The following is a 23,386-nucleotide window of genomic DNA, read 5'->3' on the forward strand; positions in this document are numbered from 1 at the left end:
TGTGGGAGGCGGCTTGCCGGCGATAGCGGTGGCACATCCAGATCGAAGGCCGGTGTCGACTCAGCGGTTTGCCGGCTCAGGCCCAAAGACGCTACAGGTCTCTACAAACGAAGCCCACCGCAAGGTGGGCTTCGTTTTTGTGCCGTGAAGTGGCGTCTGCCGGCTACACCGCCGCTGAAAATGGCGCTAGACTGCTTTTTCGCTGAATCGATTCACCTTCTTCGGCAAATCATAATTCCAAGAAAGGATCCGCCCATGAAACTGCTTTCTGTTGCCTCGGCCATTGCCGCCTTTTCCCTCAGTGCTCACGCGGTTGCCTGGGACTTTGTGCTGCTCGACAGCGACAAGCCCGCCAGCGATGTGCTTATTACCAGCGAGCAGCTTGGCGTCAAGGTCGACAAACCCTTTTCAATCAGTATGCGCACCTTGCACGGCGGCCGTCAGGAAGGCGTGAGCCTGATCGATATCGATAACGGCACGATGAAACTGACACTGGTGCCGACGCGGGGCATGAACGTGCTCAGCGCCCAGGTTGGCAACGCGCGCATGGGCTGGGATTCGCCGGTCAAGGAAGTGGTCAACCCGGCGTTCATAGAACTTAACGGTCGTGGCGGCCTGGGCTGGCTTGAAGGCTTCAACGAGCTGGTGACCCGCTGTGGTTATGAGTGGGTCGGCCATCCGGGCATGGACAACGGCGAGTTGCTGACCTTGCACGGTCGCGCGGCGAACATCCCGGCCAGCAAGGTGACCGTGCATATCGACCAAACCCCGCCGTATGCCATTCATGTACGTGGCGAGCTGAAAGAGCAGGCGTTCAAGAAAGTCGATTTCAGCGTGCAAACCGAACTGGTCACCGAACCTGGGGCGGCGCGTTTTGTGCTCAATGACACATTGACCAACAACGGCGATTACTCCAAGGAATACCAGGCGCTGTACCACAGCAACTTCAGCACACCGTTTCTGGAAGAGGGCGCCCGCTTTGCGGCACCGGTCAAACAGGTGTCGCCCTTCAACGACAAGGCCAAGGCTGACCTGGGCGACTGGCAGACCTATCGCGCACCGACGCCGGACTACGATGAAACCGTCTACAACGTGGTGCCCTATGGCGACGCCAAAGGCGATACCTTGACCGTGTTGCACAACAAAGCGGCCAGCCTCGGCGTTGCAGTGGGCTTCAATGTCCAGCAGTTGCCGGTGTTCTCGTTGTGGAAAAACACCGATACGCTCGGTCAGGGCTATGTCACCGGGCTGGAGCCGGGCACCAGCTTTTCCTACAACCGCCGTTACCAGCGGCCGCTGAACCTGGTGCCGACCATTGGCCCCAAACAACAGCGTCAGTTCAGCATCAGCTACGCCTTGCTGGCCGACAAACCCGCGGTGGACAAGGCCCTGCAGCAGGTCTCATCGATTCAGGACGGGCGTGTGACAGAGGTGCGGCAAGCGCCGTTGGTGGACCTGAGCAAAGAGTGATGACCCTGCTGGCCGGTGACGTGATCGGCACCGGCCCGTTTGTTCAGGCGCGGGGTTTGTCCTTGCGTGCTTCCAGGGTCTGGCGCTGCTCATCCAGGAACGGCTGCTCGGCCGGGTCGATACGGTCCATGCCGGCGATCACCCGGTGCCAGTACGGGTACAACGGCTGGCGCCGCGACACGTTTTCAATGCGTTGGGTCTGTTCGGGCGTCAGTTGCAGGTCGGCGGCGGCCAGGCTGTCTTGCAGCTGTTGTTCATTGCGGGCACCGACGATCAGCGAGGTAATCCCCGGTCGATCCTTGAGCCAGGCCAGGCACACCCGTGCCACCGACACCCCGTGTTGCTCGCCGACCTCGGCCATCGTTTCGATGATGTCCAGCGCGCGCTCGCGGTCGTGCACGTAGGGCTCCGGCCAGTCATTGCCTTGTCGGGTGCCGGCCGGTGGCTGTTGGCCGCGGCGGGTGGAGCCGGTCAGCAGGCCTTCGCCCATCGGACCCCAGACCAGTGTACCGACTGACTGATCAATACCCAGCGGCAGCAATTCGTACTCGGCCTCGCGCGATTCGGGGGTGTAGTAGATCTGCTGGGTGATGGGCTTGACCGTGCCGTGCAGCTCGGCCTTGCCCAGCGTTTTCATCATCTGCCAGGCAGTGAAATTGCTGGTGCCGAAATAACGGATCTTGCCGGACTTGACCAGATGATCCAATGCTTCGAGGGTTTCCTCGATGGGCGTCAGGCCATCCCAGTTGTGCAATTGGTACAGGTCCAGATGGTCGGTGTTCAGCCGCTTGAGGCTGGCTTCGCAGGCACGGATCAAGTGGTAGCGCGAGGCTCCGGAGTTATTGGGGTTGTCGTCCAGCGGACTGCGCGCCTTGGACGCCAACAGAATGTCATTGCGCTTGCTGCCCAGTGCCTTGCCGGTGATTTCCTCGGCCAGGCCGTGAGAATACAGGTCAGCGGTGTCGATCAGGTTGACCCCGGCCTCGAACGCGATGTCGAACAGGCGCCTGGCCATCGGCACGTCAACGCTGCCGCATTTCTCGAAACTGTCGCGGCCCCCAAAGGGCACGGTGCCAAACACCAGTTCCGAGACCAGCAGGCCCGAGTGGCCGAGTTGTCGATAGTGCATGTTGCCTCCCGTTTGCGTGGGTTACTCAGGGTCTGAGTTGAGTGACGCGCACGGGTTCGCACTTTTTATGAAGAAAGTTTCAGGGAACGGCTGCAGGATGGGTTGATGCCCTGAAGCCGGTTTAGACATCAACCTTGTGCGGCCAATACTGGACTTGCATGGACTGAAATGGGCCCGTCGCGGGCAGTCCAGTATTAATGAGCAATTCAAGGCCGCTTCAGAATCGCTGCACCCGCCTGCGGCTCAAGGCGCAGGCTGTCATACATCGCCACCAGCGCCATGACACTCAGCAGCACGAAGGCCAGCTGGAAATCTGCTGTATCGGCCGTGCCGGCGTTGCCATGCAGCAGCATCGCGCCGCGCAGCAGCAGGGCGGCCAGGGCCACGCCCAGACCCATGCTCAGTTGAAAGATCATGCTGAACAGCGTCGAGGCATTGCTCATCTGCGGTTGCGGCACGTCGGCAAAGCCCAGGGTGTTGTAGGCGGTGAATTGCAGTGACCGCGACAGGCCGCCCAGAAACAGCAGCACCATGATCAGCCGGTGGTCCATCGCCGCCGTGAAGCTGGCGCAGACGGCAATGGCCGCCACGCCCAGCGCGCCGTTGACCAGCAGCACCTGGCGAAAGCCCCAGCGGTTGATCACCCAGGTGGTGCAGGCTTTCATGGCCAGGTTGCCGGCAAACACCGCGATCACCAGCAAGCCTGCGGTCATGGCCGGCAGCCCGAACGCCAGCTGGAACATCAGCGGCAGCAAGAATGGCAGCGCAGTGATGCAGGCGCGAAACAGCGAGGCGCCGATCAGGCTGGCCTTGTAGGTCGGGATGCCCAGCACGCTCAGGTCGAGCAACGGATGCGGACTGCGGCGCATGTGCCAGACCGAACAGACGCCCAGCAGCAGTGCGCCCAGGCACAGCAGGCTGGCTGGCCAGAAGTGCTTCAAGTCCTGACCCAGCCATTCAAAGCCATAGAGCAACGCGGCACAGGTGCTGCCCAGCAGGATGAAGCCCAGCCAGTCGAAGGGCCGGCGGCGCTCGGTGCGCTCATCGGAAATCAATGAAAATGTGGCGATAAAGGCCAGCATGCCCAGTGGCAGGTTGATGTAGAAAATCCACGGCCAGCTCGCGTAGGTCACCATCAGGCCGCCCAGTGGCGGGCCGAGCACCGGGGCGATGAGGGCGGGCGCGGTGATGTAGCCGATGGCCTTGACCAGGTCTTTTTTCTCGGTGGCGCGCAGCACCGCCAGGCGCCCGACCGGCACCATCATCGCGCCGCTGATGCCTTGCAGGACCCGTGCGGCGATAAACGCTTCAAGGCTGCTGCTCAGCCCGCACAACAACGACGCGAAGCTGAACATGGCAATGGCGCTGGCAAACACCCGGCGGGCGCCGAAGCGATCGGCCAGCCAGCCACTGATGGGAATGAACGCCGCCAGCGCGATCAGGTAACTGCTGATGGCCACATTGAGGTCGACCGCCGCCACGCCAAGACTGCGCGCCATTTCCGGCAGGGCGGTGACGATCACAGTGGCGTCGAGGTTTTCCATGAAGAAGGTGGCGGCGACCAGCAGGGCGATCTTTGTCGAGCGAGACAGGGTCATGGAACGGTTCCCAGGCGGCGGAGTGGGTCATGCCAACTTATGCTGGATAACACATCCTGAAATGTAAATGTCGGGTTTGCAGGCGCTGTATCGAGGGGGGGGCGAGTGAAGCGGCACGCTGCGGGACTGGCGTGTCAGCTCTGTTACGGATCTTTTCGGTTTTTTACCGGTCCATAAGGCCTCTTCAGAGCCACTCCCGTTCAGGAAAGGATGTTATGAACGCTCAATTGCACAGCGCGGCCGCGCAAATCCGTCAGGTCGTGCGGACCGCCACCGAGGGCCTGATCGGGCGTGAACAACTGGCCGAACTGATCGTGCTGGCCGCCGTCGCCCAGGAGCACATCCTGGTCATCGGCCCGCCCGGCACCGCCAAGAGCGCGGTGGTGCGGCGTGTGGCGCAATCGATGGGCGGGCGTTATTTCGAATACCTGCTGGGGCGTTTTACCGAGCCTTCGGAACTGTTCGGCACGGTCGACCTGAAAAAGCTGCGTGAAGGCACGGTAGAAACCGACGTCAGCGGCATGCTTCCCGAAGCCGATATCGTCTTTCTCGACGAAGTGTTCCTGGGCTCGACGGCCATTCTCAACACCTTGCTGGGTGTACTCAACGAACGGCGCTTCCGGCGCGGTCACACCCAGATCCAGTGTCCGCTGCGTGTCTGCGTCGCCGCCTCCAACGGCCTGCCCGACGACGAAGCCTTGCAGGCGTTCGGTGATCGCTTCCTGCTGCACCTGTTTGTCGACTCGGTGCCGGACAACCAGCTCGAAGCCATGCTGGCCGGTGGCTGGCAGAGCGAGCAGCGCCGCGTACAGGCGTTGCTCGACCTGGGTCAACTCGACACGCTCAGCCAGGCGCTGGGCGAGGTCGACCTTACGGTGGTGCGGCCGCTGCTGGCCCAGGCGATTCGTCGCCTGCGTGAAGCCGGCATCGCATTGTCCGACCGACGCATCGTCAAGTCGCAGCGGCTGATTGCCGCCGCCGCCTTGCTCGGTGGACGTGTCGAGGCCAGCGAGGCCGACCTGTGGCCGCTGCTGTACGTGCTGCCGACCCAGGAAACCCAGCAGCACGGGCGTGAGATCCTCGGTGAACTGCTGGCGCAGTCGAGCAACAGCCATCTGTTCAGCGCTGTGGAGGAGGCGACCCTGCAGCCGATGTCGCGGCTCAATCGCCTGCTGGAAAGCGCCCAGGCCTACCTGCAAAGCAGCGAGCCGCCTTCCAATGAACAACTGGAAAGCCTGCTGCGCGAAATCGACTCCAACTTCGACAGCCAGACGATGCCGGCGCCGTTGCAGGAGGCGCGTGGCCAATTGACCCGCCTGTTGACGTTCGCGGTATGACCGGGCAAGTCATGAGTCCGGCCCCGGCGATGGCCTGGGACTGGCAGCCGCGCCTGCACCCGGCCAAGCCTCAGGCGGCCGTGGCCTGGGGCGAGGTGGCCCGGCGTCTGCATGCCCGTCTGTTGCTGAACGCTGACGGGGCTGACCGCCGCCTGCATGCCACCGCGCATCGCGACGGGCTGATTGTTACCGGTGCGGCTGCCGACCTGCCGTGGGTCGATGGCATCGAATACGCCTGCACCGATGAGCGTGCGCCCGGCTTGTGGCTGCCGACCCGTTGGGAGCCCGTGGTGCCCGTCGATCTGCTGGGGCAGGCGCTGGCCAAGGCCCTGGCCCGCTCGCCGCTGCTGCTCTGGCATGCGCCCAGGGCGGCGGTGCCGCTGGACCGGCAGTTACCCTTGAGCGCAGCGCTGCTGCAGCGCATCGCCAGTCACTGGGCGGACCGCTGATGCAATTGCCTGAATCGCTGCACCCCTGGCGCCAATGGCTGGAATGGTTCGCGCCCGACTACCTGCCGCTGTTTGCCGACCTGCTGGGGCGCCTCAATCCCTTGCTCGGGCCGCTGCATGGCCGCCAGCAAGGCGGTGTGCCGGAACCGGACGGGCTGGGCGACCTGCAACGCCGTGGTCCTTATGAGCGCCTGCTGTCCAGCGAATGGCTGCTGGCTGAAGAACTGCCCGACGAGTTTCTGCGCCGGGCGGTGGAGGGCGAGCATGTGTTCCTGGCGCCACAGTACCGGGCCCGCCAGGCCAATCGGCTGATGGTCGTGCTGTTCGATGCCGGCCCCCTGCAACTGGGCGCGGCGCGGCTGGTGCACCTGGCGCTGTTGATGCTGCTGGCGCGCCGTGCCCGGCAGGCCGGTGCCGAGTTGCGCTGGGGCATCCTCCAGGATGCAACACCGACGCTGCATGCATTCGACAGCGTCGCGCACCTGCGTCAGTTGCTGGATGCCGCGACCTGGACGGTGGTCAATGACGGGCACTGGCAGGCCTGGCGTGCCTTTCTGGCCGACCAGCCGCAGCGCGCCGGGGAATGCTGGGGGGTGGGGCTGCGCCTGCCCAGGTCGCCGGTGGCGCCCTTTACCCACCTGGTCCAGGTGCAGCGCCACCTGGACGGCCAGCGCCTGAGTGTCGAACTGCAGGCCGGCAGTACCCGGCAGGTGACGCTGCCGATACCGGACGCGCGCCTGGCCGTGCCACTGCTCAAGGGCCAGTTCGAGGGCGAGGTGGTCAGGTCCGTGCTCAAAGGGACCGTATCGCGGGTGTCGCTGACCCTGCCGCCGGTGATTTCGATAACCGGCAAGCACATTGCCCTGCGCCTGCTCGACGAGCCAGGCATGGTGGTCATCCGCCTGCCGGCCTCGGAGCAGCAACTGAACCTGCAAGTGCACCACAGTTTCTGGAACGGGGCGCGCACGCCATTGGCCGTGACCTTCATGAGCCGTACCGTGACGGCCGTCCTGAGCGACAGCGACTGGCTGTGGTTCTGGAACGTGCGTGGTCTGAGGCCGGTCGACAAGCCCGAGCGCGAGCAGTTGCAACTGCCGCCGGGCACGGCCAACTGGTTGCCGGTGGCCTGGTTGCCGAGCCGTCAGGGTGGCCGGTTGTTTGTGCTCGACACCCAAGGGCATCTGGCGTACTGGGTCGCCCACAGCGGCAAGGCGCCAGCACCGCCGGAGGCGGGCAAGACCTGCTACCTGGCTGACAACGTGCTGGGCCTGTCGATGGTCGACCCGCACTGGATGGGCTATGTGCACAACAAGGCCGGGCATTTGTATGCCTACACGGTCACTGTCGATGGCACCACAACCTGTGTCGGCATGCTCGGCGATGCCGATGGCGTCACCGAGGTGCTGTTTGCCGCCAACCCTTTGTGGCGCAAGCATTTCGGCGGCTGTGCATTGGGCCGCGTCGACAATGGTCGCCAGAGCTGGAAGGTGGTGCCGGCCCACAGCCTGCAAATGGACAGCGAACACATTCACTTGGCCCCCGGCTGGAAAGGGCTGGGCCTGGTGTTGCAACCAGGCCGCCGCCACTACGCGCTGGTGATGATGGCGCCGGACAAACACAGCATCGGGCTCTGGAGCCAGGGTCAGCAACAGGTGCTGTTCACCACGACCCAACCGATTGCCCGCGTGAGCTTTTGCAGCCTCAGCGGCCTGGTCGCCGTGCTGACCACGGCCCGGGAGCTGCTGGTGTATTCGGTCTCGGGCCGCACCCTGGTCCTGCAGGTGATGTGCAACCAGCTCAAGGATGAACACAAGGAACGCACCGATGCCTGAGCATGACGCCACACTGATCCGCCGTCCGGTGCTGACCGGCCAGCAGCAGGTCGAGGGCCTGTGGTGGCCGGCCGAACGCTTCACCGAGCAGCAATGCGCGCGCCTGATCGTGCAGCACTGGCAGACCGGCGCCCGTGCCTTTCGCTTCGCCGACGGCCACCTGTTGTGCTGGCGCCAGCCGCTGTCGCTGCACTGCGACACCCTGGCCGGCTGGCCGTTGATCCGCCAGGGGCGCGGCTTGTGTTCAGCGCCGTTGACCGAGCAGGAGCGGGCGCACCTGCCGACCGCCGACCTGTGGCTGGTGCGCGGCAGCCAGGTCAGCGCCTTGCACCTGCGTGACGCCACGGCGCTGGCGCCGGGTGACTGGCTGGCGATCAGCGATTACCCCTTGCATGAGACCTTCGATTGCCGCAGCACCCTGCCCGAACCGGAACTGGAACCCTTGGGAATCGCCAGCGATGTACGTGACATCCTGGGCGATGCCGTGGGCCCGGCCAGCCCCGAGCGCGAAGGGGTAATGCAGGCCTTGCAGGCGCGTCAGCGCCAGGCGGTAGATAAGTCGCCGTCCGCCCAGCCTGCAACCGCTGCGCGCAGTGACCCCTGGCGTGCGCCGAGTGGCCCGTATCCCGACTGGCTGAAGATGGCCGTGTTTCTCGGGCTGGTGATGCTGATGTCCGCGCTGGCCGCGCAGTTCGATCAAGCACGTCCCTCCGGTTCCGTGAACATCGGCGCGGTGCTGATCAGCCTGCTCATCGGGGTCGTGCTGTTCACGCTGTTGCTGATGGGCCTGCGCAAACTGCTGCGCCAGCGTGACGTGCCGGTCCGCCAGGGCGGTGCACCAGGCTCGGCCAAGGCTGCACAGCAGGCCCGGCGCCAGGCCCCGCAACAGGCGGCTGCCAATGATTCGGCGCCTCCGGGCAAGGCGCCGCCGGCGCTGGCGCCACGCGCGCGTCGAGGCTGGCACAAACCGGCCACCTGGCGGCGCTGGCTGACGCGCCTGACCCGGCATTCGCGCTTGTCTGACCTGTACGGCAAGCGCCAGGCAGCCTACGTACAGCGCATGCTAGCCATGTTCGAGGACGGCGACCTGCAGGAAGCCTTGCGTCATGCCATCCCCATCGGCAGCGGGCAGGGCGCCACCGAGCAATCCTTCGGCACGCCGCAGCGCCGCGATGAACTGAAGCTCAGCCAGCACACCGGCCCCGGTCGCGCGATGCTGTTCGAAGAAGACATGGAGGCGCACCTCAAGCAGTTGTACCGCCAGGCCTTCGAGCGCCTGGACCGCGAAGGCCGGGTCGAGGAGGCCGTGTTTGTCCTGGCTGAGCTGCTCAAGGTGCGTCAGGAAGCGCTGGATTACCTGGAAAAGCACGGGCGCCATCAACAGGCGGCCGAGCTGGCGCTGGGCTGGGACATGCCGGCGGCGATGATCGTGCGCCTGCTGTGCCTGGCCGGCGACTGGCAGCGGGCCTTGCTGGTGGCCCGGCGCGACGATGCCTTTGCCGAGGCCGTGCCGATGCTGCAGGACAAGTGGCCCGAGCAGGCCGACCGCCTGCGCCTGGAGTGGGCGCAGGCCTTGATCGGCAAGGGCTTGTGGCTGCAAGCGGTGGACGTGGTCTGGCCTCTGCCGGCCGAGCGCCCGCGTGCGGCGCAATGGCTGCTCGATGCCGAGGCGGCCGGTGGACGCCTGGCCATCGGCGCGTTGGTCAAGCGCGCCATCCTGCTACCCGACACCCTGGCCAGTTATGGTACCTGGGTCGAGCAACTGCGCGATGATCCGCAGCGCTACACCGAGCGCGCCGCGCTGGCCGAGGCGTTGTTGCAGCATCAGGACCAACAGGCTGCGCTGGCCTGGCTCAGTGGTGCGACGGTCCACGCGATCCTGGCCGACCAGTCCTGCGGCCATACGCGCCTGACCCAGAGCCAGTTGCAGACGTTGATGAAAATGAGCCAGGACCCGTTGTTGCAGGCCGACCTGCCGGCCAGGCTGCTGATGCCGGCGGCCCGCACGTCGCTGGACAAGGTGGCGGACACGCTGGAATGGACCGCGCCGCAAGCGGGCAGCCGGGCGATCCTGGACGCTGCCGTGCTGGATGATGACCGTTACCTGCTGGCCTTGGGTGAGGCGGGGGCCTCGGTGATCGATGCCAGCGGCAAGACACTGTTTCATTTCTCGGTGCCGGCGCAGGAACTGGTCATTGCCCACAGCCGGCAAGTGGCCCTGGCGCTGGCCCGGCACGATGGCGTGTGGCGCATCAGCAAGCTGGACCTGGTCAATCGCACCGCCAAAGACCTGGGCGTGCTGATGTTCAATGTCCATGCCCGCTCGTTCGATGGCACGGCCTGGACCATCGGTCGCGACAAGCAGGTGCGGGTGGTGGATGTGGACCACGGCTTTGCCACGCTCTGGCATGTCAGCGACCTGCCGGGGAAGATTATCTGCCTGCGCGAGGACACAAAGCATGAGCATTGGTGGCTGTACAACCCCGATGGCGATAACCAGTTCTGGCACTACACGCTGCCCGAGCGTCGGCTGACCGGACGCGAACCGATGCCGGCGCGGATCTATGAAGACAGCGACCAGGTGTTCTGCTTCGATGGCCAGTTCCTGGAGTACCGCCTCAAGCACGTCGACACCGGGGCCCCCATCCTCTTGCTGGAGGAGGGCCGCGACCGCAAGGGCTATCGCCTCCCGGGCCTGGACGAAACCAGCGCCGAGCATGACAGCGATGCCGTTCTCCTCAAGGCCTCCACGCACTGGCTGCTGGTGGCTTATGTCAACGGCGATCGGCAGAGTGCCTGGCATATGATTCACCGCGACAGTGACCGCCTGTGTGCCCGTCTGCAATGGCCGCAGCATGACCTGTATGAGGTGATCGTGCGCAGTTGCGGGGATGACTGGTTGCTTTTTGATGGCGAGGGGCGGTTCAGTCATCTCAATATCGATGAAGGCCGCCAGCGCAACATTTCGGTCAATTGAACCGCCACGTACTGGTAATGCCGATCAGTCAGGCCGGTTTTCACCCGTTTTTGCGTCTGACACACAATTGTGGGAGGCCGCCTCCCACAGTCTGGTGCCAAGCCCGAAATTCAGGGTCACATCAAACCTGTGGGAGGCGGCTTGCCGGCGATGAGGCCAGCTAGGCAATACATCTGCTGCGTCTGTGCTGACTGGCCCTACCCCCGTAGGAGCGACCACCGGTCGCGAATGCAGGCTGTCAGGCACTGAAGAGGTTGAATCTACCGGCCCTTTCGCGACCGCTGGTCGCTCCCACAGGATTGTGTAAGGCTTGGAAATCGGCCGCTCTGGCGAATGCGGCGGTMCAGRCGCGGGGCTTGTCAGACCGTCATCGYCGGCAAGCCGCCTCCCACAACAGCGMCCTGMGTTYGAYGAAACYCAGCTAACTGACTGGCCTTATCCCGTAGGAGCGACCARCGGTCGCGAATGCAGGCTGTCAGGCACTGAAGATAGTGAATCTACCGGCCCTTTCGCGACCGCTGGTCGCTCCCACAGGATTGTGTAAGGCTTGGAAATCGGCCGCTCTGGCGAATGCGGCGGTACAGGCGCGGGGCTTGTCAGACCGTCATCGYCGGCAAGCCGCCTCCCACAACATGATCTGCGTTTGACGAAACATTCCCCGGCAGCGTTGAGTGCGGCAGGATCGTAGCCTTTGGCTATGCTCAGGGCTCATGAATCTGGCAGTACCGGCACAGCGTCGGTCAGTGATGGGGCGTGGTGCATGGAGCGACTGTTTGCCCTACAGGGGCTCAGGGGCCTGGCGGTACTGGGCGTGGTGCTGTTTCACATGACTTCGGTCGAGGCCCGATACTCAGGCGGCGACCGGCTGCTGCCGGGGTTTCTGGATTTCTTCCAGTTGGGCGTCGACCTGTTTTTCGTCATCAGCGGTTTTGTGATGGTGATCGTCAGTCGCGGCCGCTTTCAGGACAGCGTCCAGGCGCAGCGCTTTGTGTTCAACCGGGTCTCGCGCATCTACCCCACCTATTGGCTGTACTTCTTCATCACCCTGGCGGTGTACCTGGTGCAACCGGGCATGGTCAACAGCGGTCATGGTGATTCCAACTTGCTGCGCTCGTTCCTGCTGCTGCCCAGCGACAAGGTGTTGCTGGTGATGGTCGCCTGGTCACTGGTGTTCGAATTGTGGTTCTACCTGGTGTTCAGTGGCTTTCTGCCGTGGCGCGAGCGCTGGCTACCGGGCTTGCTGGCGGTCTGGGCCTTGCTGCTGCTGGTGTTCAACACCCTGCAGTCCTGGCAGGACTATTCGCCTCTGGTGCAGATCATCGTGCATCCCTATGCGCTGGAGTTCATCGGTGGCGCGGCCTTGGCGCTGTTGTTCCACAGCCCCTACAGCGCCAGGATCCCTGACCGTACCGTGTGGGCCCTGCTATGGCTGACCACACTGGTGGGCATGCCGCTGATCGGCTTTTTCCAGCTGTTCGAAGGGCATGGTTTGGCGCGCATGCTGGTGGTGGGCGTGACCTTCGGTGGCCTGGTACTGAGCCTGGCGCTGCTGGAGCGTCGTGGTCGGGTGCGGATAAGTCCGGCGCTGGTGGCGGTGGGTGACATGTCCTACACCCTTTACCTGTCGCACTTGCTGGTGCTGGGGGTGATCGGACGGGTGTGGACATGGCTGGGGCCCTGGCCTGGCAGTTACCTGGATAACCTGGTCTTTGCCGTGCTGATGATGGCTGCCGTACTGGTTTATGGCTGGGTCGGCTACCGGCTCTTTGAAAAGCCGGTGCTCGACCGGGCCAATGCCTTTTGCAAGTGGCGCTTTCGTTCAAGTGTCAGGCCGGCGGTGCATCACCGCTGAGCGGCACCTCCACAACATGTTCGGGCAACACGCGGCGTATACGTCGCTCCAAATGATAGGCCCCTTCATCGTTGTGTCGCAGGTAAAACCGGCCGCAGGTGACGCAGGTCCACACACCGCACTGATTGTAGGGGTAGTAGCGCGGGGCGATCGGTGCGTGGGGCGACCAGTAGGACGTCCCGGCCGGGTGATATTCATCAAGGGTGGACTCGTCTTTGAGCTCCTGGGCCAGGGTGCCTACCCGCATGAACTGATCTTCGTGGTAGGTGGCCGGCCAGCCACTCCAGCCGGTCAGGTCGCGTTCCAGACATACGCAAGCGAGGTTGTGCGCCAGCGGCTCCTGCGCCTCGCGGACCAGGCGTTCAGCATCGTAGACCATCATGGCGATTGACCTCAGTGTTCGGCAGCCGGGGCTGCGCAGGCAAGTTGAACGGCATGGGCAATGATTCTGGCCGCCGTCACCACCTGTTCAAGCGACAGGTGGGACGGGGCGATCCGCAAGTGACGGCCCTGTCTATCAATACCATGACAATGGGTGGCACCGGCAGGGGTCATGCTCACACCGGCCTGGCCGGCCAGCTCCACCACCTGTGCAGCGCGCCCGTGCGGCACCTGCAAGGCAATGAAATAGCCGCCACCGGGGCTTGACCAACTGACCTGTTCGATCCCGCTCAGATGCTGGTCGAAGATGCGCTCGACCTGTGCGAACTTTTCCTGCAACAGGTGCCCCTGTTGCTGCATGTGCCGGCGCACGGTGTCAGGGTCCTTGAAGAACAGCAGATGACGCACCTGATTGACCTTGTCGGGGCCGATGGTCTTGTGCGTGCGACATTCGAGCCACCAGCGCAGCATCGCCTGGCTGGCACCGAAAAAGGCAAGGCCCGCACCGGGAATCAGCATCTTCGAGGTCGAGGCAAAGGCCAGGACCCGGTCCGGGTGGCCGGCCTGTGCACAGGCTGTGTGGATAGCGCTGTTGTCGTCAGCGGGCGATGGCCCGGCAAAGTCGTGCATGGCATAGGCGTTGTCCCAGAACAGCCTGAAGTCCCTGGCTGCCGCCGGCATGGCGGCAAGGCGTGTGACCACCTGCGAGGTGTAGACGGCGCCGTTGGGGTTGGCGTGCCGGGGAACGCACCACATGCCCTTGATCGTCGGATCGCTGGCGACCAGGCGTTCGACTTCGTTCATGTCGGGCCCGTGTTCGGTCATCGCCACTGGCACCATGTCAATCCCGTAATACTCGCAGATGGAAAAGTGCCGGTCGTAGCCAGGCTCCGGACAGATGAACCGCACCCTGTCAGCCCGGCCCCAGGCGGGGCTTGCGGGAAAACCGCGTACCCAGGCGTGCCCGAGGGTCTCATGCATCAGCGCCAGGCTCGAGTTCTCACCTACCGCCACCTGCTCGCCAGGCAGGCCCAGCAGCAGCGGGCCAAACAGGTCCCGGACCTCGCGCAGCCCCTGCAGCCCGCCATAATTGAGCCAGTCCTGGCCATCGGCGGCACAGAAGGCCTGCTCGCCCGGCAGGCTGAGAAAGGGCCGTGACAGCGCCACCTGTTCGGCAGAGGGCAGGCCACGGGTCATGTTCAGCGATGGCGGTTGTGCACAGAGTGCGGCATGACGTGCGCGCAAGGTGTTCAGGCAGGTAAGGGGCGGCATATCAGACTCCTGTCAGCGCGGTGATCAGCATGAAGAACGTCAGGGACACGAACAGCGTGCGGAATACACCGCGGTAGCGGGCAGCCACGATCACGGCCACCGCCAGCGTCGCCAGGCGAATCAGGGTCGAGGCATCATCGAAATGCCCTTGCCAGTCGCTGTACCAGGCGTCTCCCAGCAGTGCCGAGTAAATGATCCCGCCCATCACGGCAAAGGCCGCATAGCTCAGAAAACGCCAGGCAAGGCTTTGCTCGGTCAGTGGAAACCGGTGAAAGAACAGGATCGGCAGCGCGCGCAGCGCATAGGAGCCCAGTGCGGCGATCAAAATCAGGGTCCAGTGGCTCATGGTGCATGCCTTGCCTTGAGCACATCGAATGCCAGCATCAGGCCGGCCAGCACAAAGGGCACCACGAAGATCTGGTACTCCTGCAGGAAGCGCCCGGCCACCGGGGTCAGGGCAAAACCGGCCATGGTGACCAGCAGGGGCTTGAGTTTTGGCCAGCTCAGCGCGGCCAGTGCCGTGAAATGCACGGGCAGGATGATGCCGATCACGGCCTTGAGGTACGGGCCCTGCTCGGTACTGATCCAGAAGCCGGCGACCGTGGCGATCACGGCCACGCTCAGGGTGCTGACCCCGCAGCCCAGGTAATAGCCGTGCAGGTTGTCGATCTTGTCTTTCTTGCCTGTGGAGAGAGTAAAGGTCGAGATCGACAGCAACTGCGCGCAGAGCAGTGATTTCCACAGCGGCACGCCCTTGAAGTGCTCTGCCAGCACCGACGACATGATGACAAAGCGGAAGTTGACCACCAGGGTCGTGAGCAGGATGGACATCACTGTCAGGCTGACGCCGTGCTGGGTCAGGAACACCTGCAAGGGCGCGGCATGTACGGTCAAGGTCATCACCATGGCCTGCAAGGCACTGAAGCCTGCTTCGCTGCTGGCGGCACCAATGGAAAAAAACAGAAACACAAAGGTCAGGCTGACCGGCGAAGCATCAATGCACCCTTCAATAAACGCCGGCCTCTTTCGGCACGTCATGGGCGTATTTATAAGTGATGTTTCAGTGTTGTCACTCATGAATAAATCCTCGGATTGCCGGCGACTATCAATCGCCGGCAATGTAATGCTTATTGAACTTTAATGGTGCGCAAGGCTGTTCAGGAAGTTCACGCTTTTAAGTAACGTGGCGCCACGTGTTTCAAAGCCGATCGTGCCGTGCCAGCCGGTGCGTTCAATCGCGGTCAGCAGCGCCGGAAAGTCGAGCGTGCCGCGACCCAGGGGAGAGTGAGCATCGCGGTCACCCTTGTTGTCGCTGAACGACATGCCCCTGACACGCGCATTGAACTTGTTGAAAAAGGACAGGGGATCGCCCTGGTTGACGTAGGCGTGGGAAACATCGAGGAACAAGTGCAGGTCAGGCACGTCAGCCAGTACCGCTTCGACTTCGTCCTCGGTGGTGCAGATGTAATAGAAAGGGTGGAACCGGGTGTAGTTGCACAGGTTCTCCAGCCAGATTTCGACCCCCCGCGCCCGGCCATAGGCGACCAGTTGTTGCAGGTTGTCGATCAGGTGGCGCAGCCCGATGCCACACGCCTCGCGCACCAGGCGTGGCTCTACGATGCCGCCACCATGGACGATCAGCGGAACGCCGCCCAGGGCCTGGCACAGGTCGACTTCCTGCTTGACGTAGTCCAGCGCGCTGCTGGCCAGGGCTTTGACATCGCTGCCCAGAGGCGCCTTGAAGTTGCCATGGTAGATGGGCTGCATGCCGGTGACCTGCATCAGCTCGATCAGGGCTGCGAGACGCTCGGTCTTGAAGTCATCGGGCCGTTCGCCCTCCAGGCTGCCATCGATGTACCAGTGGGAATAGCCTTCTTCGCGGGCCGCCAGCAGGCCGGTTTCGGCTGACAGATAGTTTTGTTGCGCGGCCGCTGTCATGAACATCGGCCAGTCTGATACAAGGGGCGAAGTTGTGAGTGCAGGGGGGGCTGTTATCGTCATCCGTTATCTCCGTTTTATTGTTGTTGACTGTCCATGGGTTTAATAACAATTCATCAAGCGTGTGCGCGTGCAGTCACTGTGTTGAAAGCGGCTGTGCAGAGTACGTGCAACAAGCAGGGGTGTAATGGGGCGTGGCGTGACGGTGTGACTTGGTGTGCAATCAAAGTATGCGCTGGATCGGCTTGTTTTCAAGCCAGGCCAGCAGGCGCAGTGTGTAGGAAAATGCCTTGTTTCAAATTCGGCCTTGAATAATGTGATCCCATTTGTTGGGCAGTGCGTAGACGTCAGGGTGTCGGGCCTCGACGCTCTACGCCACTGCGCCTAGAATGAACGGGTCACTGGCCCCATTCACCTGTTACTGCGAGCCCGTTCCCATGCCACCCGAATGCCAATTGCTCAGCAAGCCCGGCTGTCACCTGTGCGAGGTGGCCGAAGGGCTGCTGCTGCCACTGGTCGAGTACGGGTTGATGGTCGAGCTGGTTGACATCGCCGACGACCCGTTGCTGCTTGAGTATTACGACCTGCGTATCCCGGTGTTGCGCCGGGTCGACACCGGTGCCGAGCTGGACTGGCCGTTCGATGTCGATCAGGTGGCCAGTTTCCTCAGTTGGCCCTGCAGCCGTTGAATATCGATACGCGGATCAAATACCGCCACCTGGTGTGCTTTCTCGAAGTCGCGCGCCAGGGCAGCCTGGCCAAGGCCGCCGATCAGTTGGCGATCAGCCAGCCGGCCTTGTCCAAGGCGCTCAAGGAACTCGAAGGCCTGCTGGGCGCCGTACTGTTTCTGCGCGGCAAGCACGGCGCCCAATTGTCCGGGGCGGGCGTGGCCTTCATGCGCTTTGCCGGGCCCAGCGTCCAGGCCCTGCGCGAGGGCGTCAACAGCCTGCGCTCGGGTGAGCACGAGACGGCCACGGTGCGCCTTGGCGTACTGTCCACCGCCGAAAGCCTGCTGATGCCCGAGGTGCTCACCCGTCTGCATGAACGTCACCCGGCGCTGATCGTCAGCGTGATGACCGGCCCCAGTGCCTACCTGCTGGCCCAGTTGCGCGTCGGCGAAGTGGACCTGGTGGTCGGGCGCATGACCGACAGCCCGCAGATCCACGGCCTGAGCTTCGAGCATCTCTATAACGAGTCGATGACCCTGGTAGCGCGCCGTGATCATCCGTTGCTGGCCGCGCCCCTGCGCCGTGAAAGCCTGCAGGACTACCCGCTGGTGCTGCCGCTGGCCGGCACCACCATCCGCGCCTTTGCCGACAGCCTGTTCGTGCAGTACGGCATCCAGCCGCCACGCCAGCGTCTGGAAACCCTGTCGTTGACCCTCAGCCGGCGTTATGTGCAACGCAGCAACGCCATCTGGATCGCGCCGCTCGATGCAGTATTGCAAGAGGTGCAGGACGCCAGCCTGGTCGAACTCGACATGGGCATTCGCGAGCCAGGCGGCTCGGTGGGGCTGTGCAGCAACCCGGCGGTGCCCTTGTCACGGGCGGCGCTGTGGTGCGTGGATGAACTGCGCCAGGTTGGCGAAGCCTACCGCAACGGTGCCTACGGGCTTGATCCATAACCATTTGGTTATGGATGGTGGCTTTTTTTTCAATTTTAGAAAAATCCTTGGCGCGTGACACTGCGGCCAGCCCGATGCGCCGGCGGTACAGCCTGCCTCATAACAACAACGCCAAGGACCCAAGCCATGTCTGTTGCCGACAACAGCCGCTTCGTCATTCGTGATCGAAACTGGCACCCCAAAGCCCTCACGCCCGACTACAAGACCTCCGTGCTGCGCTCGCCGCGCCAGGCGCTGGTCAGCATCCCGCAGTCGATCTCGGAAACCACCGGTCCCGATTTTTCCCATCTGGTGCTGGGGCGCTTCGACAACGACCTGTTGCTCAATTTCGATCACGGTGGCCTGCCGATCGGCGAGCGTATCCTGGTGGCCGGGCGGGTCGTCGACCAGTACGGCAAGCCGGTGCCGCACACCCTGGTGGAAATGTGGCAAGCCAACGCCGGTGGCCGTTATCGCCACAAGCGTGACCAGTACCTGGCACCCATCGACCCGAACTTCGGTGGCGTAGGCCGGACCCTGACCGACCGTGACGGCAACTACAGCTTCCGCACCATCAAGCCCGGCCCGTACCCGTGGCGCAACGGCCCCAATGACTGGCGCCCGGCGCACATCCATGTATCGGTCAGCGGCCCGTCGATTGCCACGCGCCTGATCACCCAGTTGTATTTCGAAGGCGACCCGTTGATCCCGCTGTGCCCGATCGTCAAGTCGATCACCAACCCTGAGGCGGTGCAGAGCCTCATCGCGCGGCTCGACATGGGCCTGGCCAATCCGATGGATTGCCTGGCCTACCGCTTCGACATCGTTTTGCGCGGCCAGCGCCAGACCCACTTCGAAAACCGCTGAGGAGGTTGCCATGCCCGTTCAATTGCTGCCGGAAACCCCTTCACAGACAGCCGGCCCGTACGTTCATATCGGTCTTGCGCTGCAAGTGGCCGGTAACCCGACCCGCGAGCTGGAAATCTGGAACCAGATGGCCCGGCCGGGGGCTGCCGGCGAGCCCATCCTGTTGCTGGGCTCGGTCTATGACGGTAACGGCCAACTGATGCGCGACTCGTACCTGGAGTTGTGGCAGGCCGATCACCAGGGCGTTTACGACCCCACCTACGACCCGGCCCGGCCCTTCAACGGCTTCGGCCGCACCGCCACCGACGACGAGGGCGTGTGGACGGTCAAGACCGTCAAGCCCGGGGTGGTCACCAATGGCGCCGGCGTGCCGATGGCCCCGCACATCAACGTCTCGCTGTTTGCCCGGGGCATCAACATTCACCTGCACACGCGGTTGTATTTCGACGATGAAAGCGCGGCCAATGCCACTGACCCGGTGCTGAACCTGGTCGAGCAGGTCCAGCGCCGCGAGACCCTGGTCGCCAAACGCTGCACGGTGGACGGCCAGTTGGCCTATCGCTTCGACATCCGCGTACAGGGTGAAGGCGAAACGGTGTTCTTCGATTTCTAACGCTGCTGCGTGACCCAGGCCTGCGCACTGCCCGGTGCGCAGGCTTTCCTGCATAACAATAAAAGGGATAAGCCATGACGCTTTCTGCTACTGCGGCCGGGGGGCGAACCCTCGATGTGCAGCGTTTCATCAATGAACAACCGCTGTCGGCGTTTCAATGGCGTGTGGTTGCCTTGTGCTTTCTGATTGTCTTTCTCGACGGGCTGGACACCGCCGCCATGGGCTTTATCGCTCCTGCGCTGAGCCAGAAGTGGGGCATTGCCCGCGCCAGCCTGGGGCCGGTGATGAGTGCCGCGCTGATCGGCATGGTCTTTGGCGCCCTGGGCTCCGGCCCGCTGGCCGACCGTTTCGGCCGCAAGCTGGTGCTGGTGGTGGCGGTGTTTCTGTTCGGGCTGTTCAGCCTGCTGTCGGCCTGGAGTACCAGCCTGGATCAACTGTTGGTGCTGCGCCTGCTGACCGGTATCGGCCTGGGCGCGGCGATGCCCAATGCCACCACGCTGTTGTCCGAATACACCCCTGAACGCCTCAAGTCGATGCTGGTGACCAGCATGTTCTGTGGCTTCAACCTGGGCATGGCCAGCGGCGGGTTTATCTCGGCCAAGATGATCCCGGCCCTGGGCTGGGAAAGCCTGTTGCTGCTTGGCGGTGTCCTGCCGTTGGTCCTGGCCCTGGCGTTGGCGCTGTGGCTGCCCGAGTCGGCGCGCTTTCTGGTGGTGCGCAATCGCGGTGCTGCACGGGTGCGCAAGGTGCTGGAACCCATCGCCCCACAGGCGCTGGTCGGTGTCACGGATTTCAGCGTGCCCGAGCAGGCCAGCGTCGGCAGCCGCAATGTCTTGAAAGTGGTGTTTTCCGGCACCTACAGCGTCGGCACCTTGCTGCTGTGGCTGACCTACTTCATGGGCCTGGTGATTGTCTATTTGCTGACCAGCTGGCTGCCGACCCTGCTGCGCGACAGCGGCGCCAGCCTTGAGCAATCGGCGGTGATCGGCGCGCTGTTCCAGTTGGGCGGCGTGCTCAGTGCCGTGGGCGTAGGCTGGGCCATGGATCGCTACAACCCGCACTGGGTGATCGGCGGCGCCTACGCGCTGGCCGGGGCGTTTGCCTGGCTGGTCGGGCAGAGCCTGGACAACGTCATGCTGCTGGCCAGCCTGGTGCTGGTGGCCGGCATGTGCATCAATGGTGCGCAATCGGCCATGCCCTCGCTGGCGGCGCGCTTCTACCCGACCCAGGGCCGCGCCACCGGCGTGTCGTGGATGCTGGGCATCGGCCGCTTCGGTGCGATCCTCGGTGCCTGGGCCGGGGCCACCTTGCTGGGCCTGGGCTGGAGCTTCGAGCAGGTCCTGACCGCGCTGATGGTCCCGGCGGCCCTGGCGGCGCTGGCGATCCTGCTCAAGGGGCGGGTCAGCCATGCCGATGCGACATGATGCCTTCCACAGGAGCCTTTTTGTGAGTACACCCAGCAATCACCTGTTTGACGCCTATTTCACCCAGCCTGCCATGCGTCAGGTGTTCTCTGACGCCGGCCGGGTGCAAGGCATGCTCGACTTCGAGGCAGCCCTGAGCCGGGCCGAGGCGCGGGTCGGCCTGATTCCGCACGCCGTAGTGGCCGATATCGAGCAGCAGTGCCAGGCGGCCTTGTTCGACTTCGACGAACTGGCCATCGCCATCGGCAGCGCCGGCAATTCGGCGATTCCGCTGGTCAAGGCACTGGGCAAGCGCATTGCCGCGCACAACCCTGAGGCCGAGCGCTATGTGCACATGGGCGCGACCAGCCAGGACGTCATGGACTCGGGGCTGGTGCTGCAACTGCGGCAGGCCATCGTGTTGCTTGAACGTGACCTTGAGCAACTGGCCGGGCACCTGGCCGCTCAGGCGCAGCGTTATGCCGACACCCCGCTGGCCGGGCGCACCTGGCTGCAACAGGCCACGCCGGTCACGCTGGGGATGAAAATCGCCGGCTGGCTGGGCGCCGTAACCCGTCACCGCCAGCGCCTGGTCGAACTCAAGCCACGCCTGTTGAGCCTGCAGTTTGGCGGTGCGTCGGGCAGCCTGGCGGCGCTGGGCGAGCAAGCGTTCGACGTGGCCCAGGCCCTGGCCGATGAGCTTGACCTGACCCTGCCTGAACAACCCTGGCACACCCAGCGCGACCGGCTGGTGGAGTTCGCCAGCCTGCTGGGCCTGCTGGCCGGCAGCCTGGGCAAGCTGGGCCGCGACATCAGCCTGCTGATGCAGACCGAAGTGGGCGAGGTGTTCGAACCGTCGGCGCCAGGCAAGGGCGGCTCCTCGACCATGCCGCACAAGCGCAACCCGGTGGGCGCCGCCGTGCTGATCAGCGCCGCCACCCGGGCGCCGGGGCTGGTGGCGACGATGCTGGCGGCCATGCCGCAAGAGCACGAGCGCAGCCTGGGCCTGTGGCATGCCGAGTGGGAAACCCTGCCTGAGCTGTGCTGCCTGGTCTCCGGGGCCTTGCAACAGGCCTTGCTGGTGGTGCCGGGGCTGGAGGTGGACGCGCAACGCCTGCGCGCCAACCTCGAATCGACCCAGGGGCTGGTGCTGGCCGAAGCCGTAAGCATTGCCTTGTCGCGCTGTGTTGGCCGCGATGCCGCGCACCATCTGATCGAACAAAGCTGCCGTCGCGCAGTGGAGCAGGGCGCGCACCTGCGCCAGGTATTGGGCGCTAACACTCAGGTCACCGAACATTTGTCAGCCGACGAGCTGGACCGCCTGCTGGACCCGGCCCATTACCTGGGCCAGGCCCGGCGCTGGGTCGAGCGCGCCGTGGCTGAACACACCCATTTCACCCAGGAGTGATCCATGAACGAAAAAGAACGCTATGACGCCGGCATGCAGGTGCGTCGCGCCGTACTGGGCGACACCCACGTCGACAACAGCCTGAAAAAACTCACGCCGTTCAACGAAGAATTCCAGGAAATGATCACCCGCCACGCCTGGGGTGATATCTGGACCCGCCCGGGCCTGCCACGCCACACCCGCAGCCTGATCACCATCGCCATGCTGATCGGCATGAACCGCGAAGGCGAGCTGCGCCTGCACCTGCGCGCCGCGAAAAACAACGGCGTGACCCGCGACGAGATCAAGGAAGTGCTGATGCAGAGCGCGATCTACTGTGGCATCCCGGCGGCCAACGCCACCTTCCACCTGGCCGAAGACGTGTGGAACGAACTGGGGGTCGAGTCGCTGCAGGAATGAACTGAACCTTTGTAGGAGCGCGCTCTGCCCGCGACCGGCTGCGTTAGCAGTCGTAAATTTGTGGCGTTTCATAAATTTTGAGTGCGTCCACAGTTCAGCATTTGTGGCGTCTGGCAGATTTTGCGAGCGCTTCGCACTCGGTCGCGGGCAGAGCGCGCTCCTACTTGCCATCCGCAGGTGTTATTGCCCGTTTGCAAGAAACGGATAGTGATCTGCATAAAGCGGATATTGCCCGCCCCTCCATCGCCCTAACCTGACCTGGCCTGAACAATAACAATGGAGGCTCCAGGTCATGTCCCTCGGCTCTGATTATCTGAACTCGCTGCTCCAGGAAGACAAGGAGCAGGGCATCTACCGCTGCAAGCGGGAGATGTTCACCGATCCGCGCCTGTTCGACCTGGAGATGAAGCACATCTTCGAAGGCAACTGGATCTACCTGGCCCACGAAAGCCAGATCCCCGGCAAGAACGACTTCCTGACCACCCAGATCGGCCGTCAGCCGATCTTCATCGCCCGCAACAAGGACGGAGTGCTCAACGCCTTCCTCAACGCCTGCAGCCATCGCGGCGCGATGCTGTGCCGGCACAAGACCGGCAACAAGTCGTCCTACACCTGTCCGTTCCATGGCTGGACCTTCAACAACAGCGGCAAGCTGCTCAAGGTCAAGGACCCGGTGGACGCCGGCTATCCGGACAGCTTCAACTGTGAAGGCTCCCATGACCTGACCCGCGTGGCGCGTTTCGAGTCGTACCGCGGCTTTCTGTTCGGCAGCCTGAACGCCGACGTGCTGCCACTGGTCGAGCACCTGGGCGAGTCGGCCAAGATCATCGACATGATCGTCGACCAGTCGCCCGAGGG

At 63.7% G+C, this 23,386-nt stretch carries 21 protein-coding genes; 14 read left to right on the top strand and 7 right to left on the bottom strand.

Annotated features, from left to right (window positions below):
• Positions 1–255: 255 nt before the first annotated feature.
• Positions 256–1,470, top strand: coding sequence for an aldose 1-epimerase family protein (locus ASF84_RS10435; RefSeq protein ID WP_056837903.1), 1,215 nt, complete (start codon positions 256–258; stop codon positions 1,468–1,470).
• Between the two features lie 43 nt (positions 1,471–1,513).
• On the opposite strand, the gene ASF84_RS10440 is transcribed toward ASF84_RS10435, so the two are convergent.
• Both ASF84_RS10440 and ASF84_RS10445 read right to left on the bottom strand, forming a co-directional pair.
• Positions 1,514–2,599, bottom strand: coding sequence for an aldo/keto reductase (locus tag ASF84_RS10440; protein WP_056837904.1), 1,086 nt, complete (start codon positions 2,597–2,599; stop codon positions 1,514–1,516).
• 206 nt (positions 2,600–2,805) lie between these two features.
• Positions 2,806–4,197, bottom strand: coding sequence for an MFS transporter (locus tag ASF84_RS10445; protein ID WP_056837906.1), 1,392 nt, complete (start codon positions 4,195–4,197; stop codon positions 2,806–2,808).
• A 215-nt stretch (positions 4,198–4,412) separates the two neighbouring features.
• Between ASF84_RS10445 and ASF84_RS10450 the strand changes: the two genes are divergently transcribed.
• The 5 genes from ASF84_RS10450 (at position 4,413) to ASF84_RS10470 (ending at position 12,644) form a co-directional block, all read left to right on the top strand.
• Positions 4,413–5,534, top strand: coding sequence for an AAA family ATPase (locus tag ASF84_RS10450; RefSeq protein ID WP_056837908.1), 1,122 nt, complete (start codon positions 4,413–4,415; stop codon positions 5,532–5,534).
• Positions 5,531–5,983, top strand: a complete 453-nt coding sequence (locus ASF84_RS10455) for a bpX5 domain-containing protein (protein ID WP_236709404.1) — start codon at positions 5,531–5,533, stop codon at positions 5,981–5,983. The genes ASF84_RS10450 and ASF84_RS10455 overlap by 4 nt, the downstream gene beginning before the upstream one ends.
• Positions 5,983–7,815 (top strand): hypothetical protein, encoded by a 1,833-nt coding sequence (locus tag ASF84_RS10460; protein ID WP_056837911.1) that lies wholly within the window; start codon positions 5,983–5,985, stop codon positions 7,813–7,815. Before ASF84_RS10455 ends, ASF84_RS10460 begins: the two co-directional genes overlap by 1 nt.
• The gene (locus ASF84_RS10465; RefSeq protein WP_056837913.1) at positions 7,808–10,792 is read left to right on the top strand and encodes a bpX6 domain-containing protein; all 2,985 of its coding nucleotides are present in this window, start codon (positions 7,808–7,810) and stop codon (positions 10,790–10,792) included. Before ASF84_RS10460 ends, ASF84_RS10465 begins: the two co-directional genes overlap by 8 nt.
• Before the next feature lie 760 nt (positions 10,793–11,552).
• Positions 11,553–12,644, top strand: a complete 1,092-nt coding sequence (locus ASF84_RS10470; protein ID WP_056837915.1) for an acyltransferase family protein — start codon at positions 11,553–11,555, stop codon at positions 12,642–12,644.
• Here ASF84_RS10470 and ASF84_RS10475 read toward each other — a convergent pair.
• Genes ASF84_RS10475 through ASF84_RS10495 form a run of 5 tightly spaced genes read right to left on the bottom strand, consistent with a single transcriptional unit; the run spans position 12,619 to position 16,241 of the window.
• A complete protein-coding gene (locus tag ASF84_RS10475; RefSeq protein WP_236709405.1) occupies positions 12,619–13,026 on the bottom strand; it encodes a hypothetical protein in 408 nt (135 codons plus the stop codon). The two genes, ASF84_RS10470 and ASF84_RS10475, sit on opposite strands and share 26 nt — an antisense overlap.
• 11 nt (positions 13,027–13,037) lie before the next feature.
• Entirely contained in the window at positions 13,038–14,297 is a 1,260-nt protein-coding gene (locus ASF84_RS10480) for an aminotransferase class I/II-fold pyridoxal phosphate-dependent enzyme (RefSeq protein WP_056837918.1), read from the bottom strand.
• A 1-nt stretch (position 14,298) separates the two neighbouring features.
• Complete coding sequence (locus tag ASF84_RS10485; protein WP_056837920.1) at positions 14,299–14,643, bottom strand: AzlD domain-containing protein; 345 nt, start codon at positions 14,641–14,643, stop codon at positions 14,299–14,301.
• Positions 14,640–15,374: an AzlC family ABC transporter permease gene (locus ASF84_RS10490; protein ID WP_056837923.1), complete on the bottom strand. Its 735-nt coding sequence runs from the start codon at positions 15,372–15,374 to the stop codon at positions 14,640–14,642. The genes ASF84_RS10485 and ASF84_RS10490 overlap by 4 nt, the downstream gene beginning before the upstream one ends.
• Before the next feature lie 60 nt (positions 15,375–15,434).
• Positions 15,435–16,241 carry a sugar phosphate isomerase/epimerase family protein gene (locus tag ASF84_RS10495; protein WP_236709406.1) on the bottom strand — a complete coding sequence of 269 codons (807 nt, stop codon included), beginning with the start codon at positions 16,239–16,241 and terminating at the stop codon, positions 15,435–15,437.
• Between the two features lie 431 nt (positions 16,242–16,672).
• Here ASF84_RS10495 and ASF84_RS10500 point away from each other — a divergent pair, with 431 nt between their 5' ends.
• The 8 genes from ASF84_RS10500 to ASF84_RS10535 all read left to right on the top strand — a co-directional run.
• A complete protein-coding gene (locus tag ASF84_RS10500; protein ID WP_056837927.1) occupies positions 16,673–16,924 on the top strand; it encodes a glutaredoxin family protein in 252 nt (83 codons plus the stop codon).
• Entirely contained in the window at positions 16,921–17,859 is a 939-nt protein-coding gene (gene pcaQ, locus ASF84_RS10505; protein WP_056838022.1) for a pca operon transcription factor PcaQ, read from the top strand. Before ASF84_RS10500 ends, pcaQ begins: the two co-directional genes overlap by 4 nt.
• A 126-nt stretch (positions 17,860–17,985) precedes the next feature.
• Complete coding sequence (pcaH, locus tag ASF84_RS10510) at positions 17,986–18,705, top strand: protocatechuate 3,4-dioxygenase subunit beta (RefSeq protein ID WP_056837929.1); 720 nt, start codon at positions 17,986–17,988, stop codon at positions 18,703–18,705.
• A 10-nt stretch (positions 18,706–18,715) separates the two neighbouring features.
• A complete protein-coding gene (pcaG, locus tag ASF84_RS10515; protein ID WP_056837931.1) occupies positions 18,716–19,318 on the top strand; it encodes a protocatechuate 3,4-dioxygenase subunit alpha in 603 nt (200 codons plus the stop codon).
• Between the two features lie 74 nt (positions 19,319–19,392).
• Entirely contained in the window at positions 19,393–20,742 is a 1,350-nt protein-coding gene (locus ASF84_RS10520) for an MFS transporter (protein ID WP_056837933.1), read from the top strand.
• 22 nt (positions 20,743–20,764) lie between these two features.
• Complete coding sequence (locus ASF84_RS10525; RefSeq protein WP_056837935.1) at positions 20,765–22,129, top strand: 3-carboxy-cis,cis-muconate cycloisomerase; 1,365 nt, start codon at positions 20,765–20,767, stop codon at positions 22,127–22,129.
• 3 nt (positions 22,130–22,132) lie between these two features.
• On the top strand, positions 22,133–22,528 hold the full coding sequence (gene pcaC, locus ASF84_RS10530) for a 4-carboxymuconolactone decarboxylase (RefSeq protein WP_056837937.1): 396 nt from the start codon (positions 22,133–22,135) through the stop codon (positions 22,526–22,528).
• Between the two features lie 292 nt (positions 22,529–22,820).
• The coding region (locus ASF84_RS10535; RefSeq protein WP_156684197.1) for a Rieske 2Fe-2S domain-containing protein at positions 22,821–23,386 on the top strand (566 nt) is incomplete at its 3' end.

This window comes from Pseudomonas sp. Leaf127, assembly GCF_001423155.1.
In the GTDB taxonomy this organism is placed as follows: Bacteria; Pseudomonadota; Gammaproteobacteria; order Pseudomonadales; family Pseudomonadaceae; genus Aquipseudomonas; species Aquipseudomonas ovata.